At 43.7% G+C, this 6,257-nt stretch carries 7 protein-coding genes; 5 read left to right on the forward strand and 2 right to left on the reverse strand.

Going from position 1 to position 6,257, the window contains the following annotated elements; all coding sequences use genetic code 11:
• The coding region (locus tag D6D85_RS02895) for a bile acid:sodium symporter (RefSeq protein ID WP_133308285.1) at nt 1–479 on the forward strand (479 nt) is incomplete at its 5' end.
• Nucleotides 480–655: 176 nt separating this feature from the next.
• The gene (locus D6D85_RS02900; protein WP_161969651.1) at nt 656–1,954 is read left to right on the forward strand and encodes an RNA-binding domain-containing protein; all 1,299 of its coding nucleotides are present in this window, start codon (nt 656–658) and stop codon (nt 1,952–1,954) included.
• Between the two features lies 1 nt (nt 1,955).
• Here D6D85_RS02900 and D6D85_RS02905 read toward each other — a convergent pair whose 3' ends face one another.
• Complete coding sequence (locus tag D6D85_RS02905; RefSeq protein WP_125670579.1) at nt 1,956–3,596, reverse strand: DUF2070 family protein; 1,641 nt, start codon at nt 3,594–3,596, stop codon at nt 1,956–1,958.
• A gap of 84 nt (nt 3,597–3,680) precedes the next feature.
• Here D6D85_RS02905 and D6D85_RS02910 point away from each other — a divergent pair, with 84 nt between their 5' ends.
• Nucleotides 3,681–4,175, forward strand: a complete 495-nt coding sequence (locus tag D6D85_RS02910; protein WP_161969652.1) for an Lrp/AsnC family transcriptional regulator — start codon at nt 3,681–3,683, stop codon at nt 4,173–4,175.
• On the opposite strand, the gene D6D85_RS02915 is transcribed toward D6D85_RS02910, so the two are convergent.
• Nucleotides 4,165–5,106 (reverse strand): MBL fold metallo-hydrolase, encoded by a 942-nt coding sequence (locus D6D85_RS02915; protein ID WP_125670581.1) that lies wholly within the window; start codon nt 5,104–5,106, stop codon nt 4,165–4,167. The genes D6D85_RS02910 and D6D85_RS02915 overlap by 11 nt on opposite strands.
• An 81-nt stretch (nt 5,107–5,187) precedes the next feature.
• Between D6D85_RS02915 and D6D85_RS02920 the strand changes: the two genes are divergently transcribed.
• Nucleotides 5,188–5,712: a flavin reductase family protein gene (locus D6D85_RS02920; RefSeq protein WP_125670582.1), complete on the forward strand. Its 525-nt coding sequence runs from the start codon at nt 5,188–5,190 to the stop codon at nt 5,710–5,712.
• A gap of 38 nt (nt 5,713–5,750) precedes the next feature.
• The gene (locus D6D85_RS02925) at nt 5,751–6,146 is read left to right on the forward strand and encodes a metal-dependent transcriptional regulator (RefSeq protein WP_125670583.1); all 396 of its coding nucleotides are present in this window, start codon (nt 5,751–5,753) and stop codon (nt 6,144–6,146) included.
• Nucleotides 6,147–6,257 lie beyond the last annotated feature (111 nt).

A 6,257-nucleotide genomic window follows, 5' to 3' on the forward strand; every position in this document is an offset into this window, starting at 1 on the left:
TTGAGGTTCTGATCCTTCCACTTGTTGTTGGCCAGCTGACAAGATATGCAATTGCGAGGAGCAAGGGTTTGTCGTATGTAGACAAAAACATAAAGCCTCACCTTTCCCTAGCAACAATGATCTCAATGCTTGCTCTGGTCTTCGTGCTAGTGCTTAATCAGGCGATCAAGATAATTACAAATCCTGCTATTGCTATATCAATACTGGTTTACCAATCGATTGTGATACTGACTTTGTTAGCCCTATCTCTTATTATCAGCAGAGCTCTTCGCATATCATATGAGGATCACCAAGCCATAGCATTGATATCTGTCACAAAAAACCAGAGTGTTGCGGCTGCAATGGCAGTGTCCGCTTTGGGTCCTCAGTCAGCTCTAGCACCAGCGCTGATACCAATGATTCAGCCAGTTCTGGCTGTGGCATATCTTCACGTAGAAAATGGAGTTAAAAAGCTGTTATCCTCCACAAAAGCTGAGTAGAATGAAAGCTTCATGAGCGCCTAGGAAAACAAGCTTCAGGGAAGCGAGATCATTCAATTTATTTTTTATTAATTTACTGTAAACTTATGCTTAATCAAACAGTAGAGCTGAAGTTTACCGTTACTTACCGGTATTTACCGGTAAGCTTATAACTTTCTCTTTCAGCACTTATAATGATGGACAAAACTGAGGGAGAGACCCTAGAATTTAAGAGATCCCTGTCGGATTTTGATGAAGTATTAGCCACCGTATCCGCATTTTCCAACACAAAAGGGGGCACAATACTCATTGGAGTTGATGATAGCGGTGAGATAATTGGGGTAGATCTTGGCAAAAGGACTCTGGAGGAAATAGCAAGCAGGATAGCTCAGAACACGGATCCAAGAGTATACCCGGAGATCACAGTTAAGAAAATGGGTGGCAAAAATATAATAGAGATAAGGGTATCGGAGCGCAGCGATAAGCCGGTATTTGCGAAGGGAATTGCGTACAAAAGGGTTGGAAGGAGCAACATCAAGATGGACAGAGATGAGATATTGAACCTCCTCAGAGGGACATATGAGTTCTCATATGAGGATGTGGAGATCGCATCAATCGATGAGATAGATCTAAATAAGGTGAAATCGTTCATCCACAGGGCAAAAGAGGTAAGATCTGTCTCGGTTCCAGAGGATGAGCTTGCTGTTTTGAGAAATCTAGGTCTAATTGATGAAAAGGCTAGGCTTGCTGCCCTTCTCCTGTTTGGAAGAAATCCTCAGTCGAGGGTTCCATGGGCAATAGTGAAAATTGGGAGGTTTCTCTCCGAAAGGGCAATGCCCATTTTTGAGAAGGAGATAGAGGGAGATTTAATAGAGCAGATAGAGAGGAGCTATGCTGAGGTCTTATCCCTTATAAGAAAGGAGACAAGGGTTGTGAATCTGAGGAGGGAGGAGATCCTTGAGTATCCTGCTGAGGCACTGAGGGAGCTGATAGTGAATGCAGTCTCCCACAGGGATTACTCCATCAAAAGTCCAGTATATATAAAAATTTATGATGACAAAATTATAATAGAAAATCCGGGGGGCCTTCCTCCTGGGATAACTGTTGATGAGCTAAAAAGGCCCCACAGATCTGTGCTGAGAAATCCTAAGATAGCAAATGTCCTTTACAACCTCGGATATGTGGAGAAATGGGGGGTTGGCACCTTGGAGGTGATGAAAAAATGCTTGCTTAACGGGAATGGTGAGCCCATCTTCCAGTCAAATGGGTTCTTCAAGGTCGAGATAAAGAGCAGATATCTATCAGCTATTGATGATAGAGAGAGGGCTATCTTGGAGTACATCAGGAAGAACGGAAAGGCTTCTAGAAGCGATCTGGAGAAGATTCTAAAACTGAGGGAGAGCTCTGTGAGAAAGATTCTAGAGAAGCTTCAGAGAAGGGGTCTAATCGTCAAGGAGGGAGGAGGTAAAAACACAGTATATAGATTGGCATACTGATTTATATAAATAGAAATGCCATCTGAGCTGGCAGGATCCCGAGGAGAACTAGAGGTATTGAGTAATCCGCTTCCTCTGCTTTTCTCAATATATCCCTCATGAGATCGTCTCCCACGACCTTAGTCCTTATTCTCCTCATGCTCACCCTTACCTCAACCTCTTTTGCACTTCCCTTGGCTTTTAAAACAGCTTCTTTCACAGCATCTGCTGTTTCTGCAAGGCATTTTTCATCACATCCAATCCCCGCTGGATTTATCGTATCCCTGATGCCCAGAGTATCGTGAGTATCTGTTGTCGCTATAACAGGTATTAATCCCTCCTTCTCAACCCTCTCAGCTATCATGTCCCTCAGTTCAGGGAGCATGTTGTTGGAATCGAAGCATACATAAGCTGCGTTTCCAACAACTGCCACTCTAACACCACCTTTTCCTATGCTTCTCATCCTTATATCAGCTCTTGAGTAGCCAACTGGTATTTTGTCCATCCCGGCTTCAGCTTTGTCCACAGCATCTAGAAGGAGATCTATCAGCTCATCCTCCTCCTTGGAGAACGGATATATCTTTCTCCTTCCTCCAGGGCGCAGAGAGTCATGCCTGTCTATGACTATCGCCCTTATCTTGCACCCTTTGGCCCTCAATATATCATTCAGCCTTTTTTCCACCGTACTAGGCAGATCCTCAAAGCTTTCAAAGCTCCTTCCGCTTACGGTTGCCACTACAATATCCCCAAATCTCTGTGCAGTGACCTCAAATCTGCTGTTTACCCTAACAGCATTGCCACATCTGCATTTTTCAGCTTCTTCTATGCCCTTTTTTATCTCCTCCACCATTTTATCTACTTCTTTTTTTGATGGCAGATTGCTTGCATGAGTGCTTGCAGCCCTGAGGAAAATCGGCTTATATCCATTTTTCTCAAGCTCCATCATTATTCTGGCCGGGGCTCCCGAGCTTCCGGCAATTAAAGGGCCTGGATGAAAGTTCGCTGTGACAATTGCAATATCATCTAAAAGCACGACTGATGAAGTTATCTCTCCCTCTGGGGACAATCTCTCAAGCGCATCCTCTAAAGGCCTTGGATCAGATGACAGGAGCAGGTAAGACAGTGCTTTTGCCGGGTTCTCTCCTCCTATCGATGATACTCTTTCAATTACTTTATATGTGAGAAATAAGGATATGGTTGATGCCAGCAGTGCTATCACAGCAGTTCTTTCATTTATTGAGGGGATGAGAAGGGATGCCATGAACGCGGCTTTTCTTGTTTTCTTGTCCATTATGAAAGTTATCAGGCCTGCAAGATATAGGGAGCTGTAGACTAACTTTGTGAAAATCCTCTCCATCCCAAACGGTAGCATGATAATGTAGGGGATCATCTGCGGGGATATTGATATAAGAGAGGCCCATAGAGATCTTCTGAAGTTCATGAACTTGCTTGAGCCAGTGGAGGAGGCTGTTGCGAAAATCAGGGATAGGAAAAACAGGATTGGCTGAATAAAAGGCTTTTTAAAAGTCATGCTAAGAAACAGCATAAGGAAAAGCATAAATATAGCTAAGATTAAGGCCATGCTAGTGGATCCAAGCGAGAACACCATGCCAGCTCTTCTCTCCACTTCCGTGCTGTCTTCGTTGAATTCCATTACATTCATGCTGGAAACATAATGCTTTTTAAAGACATCACCTCAAGATATACATATAATGTCCAATAAGGGTTGGTATCAAAGGTGATGATATTGCCTAGGAGGAAAAGATTTAGTGAGAAGGAGGTTCAGATACTGGAGAAGCTTGTGGACGATGGCAGGATGACATACACGCATATGGCAAAGGAGCTTGGAATGAGTCCTGCTGGCGTGATGAAGAAGGTGAAGAAGCTTGAGAGCTTGGGGATAATAAAGAAGTACACAGCTATAGTGGATCATGCAAAGCTCGGCAAGGGATATAAGTACATAATACTGCTTAAGACAGAGCCGGGAAGGCATAAAGAAGTGGCAAGGAAAATACTTAATGCAATAGAGGACAATGTCCTTGAGATACATGAGATAACAGGCCCATATGATGTTGTGGTTAAGGTTATAGCAGGGGATCAGGTGGAGCTGAACTCAATACTGCAGAGGATACTCGAGATCCCGGGAATAAAGGAGTCGAACACATCTCTGGTGCTGGACACTATAATAGAGAGGATCTCCATAGTTCCAGCTGATCTAAGAGCAAAGAAGATCACAGCTTGATAAACTCACTGCTTAATGCCTCAGCCTTTATTCCCATTTTTCTCAGTTCATCCGCAAACCTCCTGCTCTGTCCATACACTGTCAGCACTATCTCAGGATCCACCTTCATCACAGCCTTTATTAAACCGTTGAAATCCGAGTGAGAGCTCAGACAGAAGCCTTTTGCATCTCCAAAGTCCCTTTTTATGGCCCATCCTGTTGCAACTGCCTTTACTGAGTTCTCTATATTTTTCCATCTGCTGCCCACATACACATACGGTTCATCATGCTCTAGCTGATATCTAAGGTCGAAGTAGTTCAGATATGCCTCGCTTGCTCTTGCGACCTTGCTGGAGACGACAACAGGCAGATTTGTCAGCTTGTTCAGCAGATATATTATCTCCTGAGATTTTCCTATTGTATAAGCGCTTATCATTGGGATTAATCCGTTTTTCACAGAGTCAGCCACCCATTTGATCAAATTCATCCTAACCTCATCTTGGCTCGGAAATATGTACTCAGGAGATCCGTATGTGGCCTCTATTATCAGGATATCTGCCTCCTGAAGATCAGCGGGTCCCTCCACAGTAAGGCCTCCTCCGACGTTTATGTCCCCTGTGTAGAGTATTCTGGGACCATCATGCTCTATGAGATACATCGTGGAGCCGAGTATGTGCCCTGCCACTAGAGGCGTCACCTTCATCCCATGAAGATCATACTGAGAGTTGAACTCCATTGCATTCACTTCATCAGCCCCATAAAAGTAGGATAGAATCTCTGCTGTTGCCCTGCTAGCGAAAACTGTGCACCTTGGATTCCTTATATCTTTTGGCACGTGATCATAATGAGCATGCGATATTAACACGGCTGAACCCTCTTCTGTCGTAATTGGATCAAGCAATATCCTTCTATCTCCCTCAATTTCTATGCCATTCCCCAACCTTATCCTCATCAAGCTGTATTGCAGGTTCTGAATTTAACCTCTTAGGAGGAATCCTAAGAACATTTTATATACAGCTGTGCAGCATTCTTTATGGACATAAGAGTCCTGTACCCTCTCAGAACTTACTTGGTTGTCTCGGGTGTTGACAAGCCTAATGTCATGGCTGCTGATTGGGTAACCCCTCTTAGCTTTGATCCTCCTCTTCTCGGCGTCTCAGTATCAAAGAAAAGATACAGCTACAGCCTGATAAAACAGTTCGGGGAGTTCGTAATAGCCGTGCCGACAGCAGAAATTCTTGAGGATGTGTGGAAAGCTGGAAGCCTCTCCGGCAGGAATATGGACAAAATAAAAGCTCTTTCAATAACTTTAATGAAGTCGAAAGTTGTATCAGTGCCGAGCATAAGAGAATGCATAGCAAACATCGAGTGCAGGCTCCTGAAAGAGATAGACACAGGAGATCATCAGTTCATAATCGGTAAGATAGAGCATGTGAGCTATGACAAAAAAGTATTCCACGATGATATGCCCGATTTATCCGTGAGATTTCTGCTTCATCTCGGCAGGAACAAGTTCACCACAACTTCCTCAAACATGCTAACAGCAGGGGATGTTTAGCAAGATTTATATATAAGTTATCCATAGGTTAATTCACGATGGGAAGAAGGGAATGTGAGCTACTGAGAATAGCATATGAGGAATGGCCTGAGAGAATTTCCATAAGTGAGGTGTCAAAGAGACTTGAAATAAGCAAACCAGCTGCTATAAAGCTCCTTAGATCAATGGAGGGGAAGGGATTGGTCAAATATAGATACAGAGGGGAGTATAGGTTGACTGAGAAGGGGAGAAAAGCAGCATCCGAGGTTCTGAGAAAGCACAGGATAATAGAGGCATTTCTCTTTCAGCTGGGAATGGATGCAGATGAGGCATGCTGTGAGGCATCTAGATTCGATCTCTTCATGAGTAGAAAGGTTGTTGAAAGGATCTGTGATGCAATTGGAAGGCCTAAAATGTGCCCTCATGGAAAGATAATACCTGAGGTGAGATCATGAGGAAGTTTATCCTTCTCATTCTCATGTTGTTGATATTAACCCCTTTAAGTCTGAAAGCAGATGAGAAGGTAAAAATAGTGGCAACAATACCTCCCCTAGCCTCTATAGCAA

Source organism: Candidatus Methanodesulfokora washburnensis (assembly GCF_003947435.1).
GTDB classification, from domain to species: Archaea; Korarchaeota; Korarchaeia; order Korarchaeales; family Korarchaeaceae; genus Methanodesulfokora; species Methanodesulfokora washburnensis.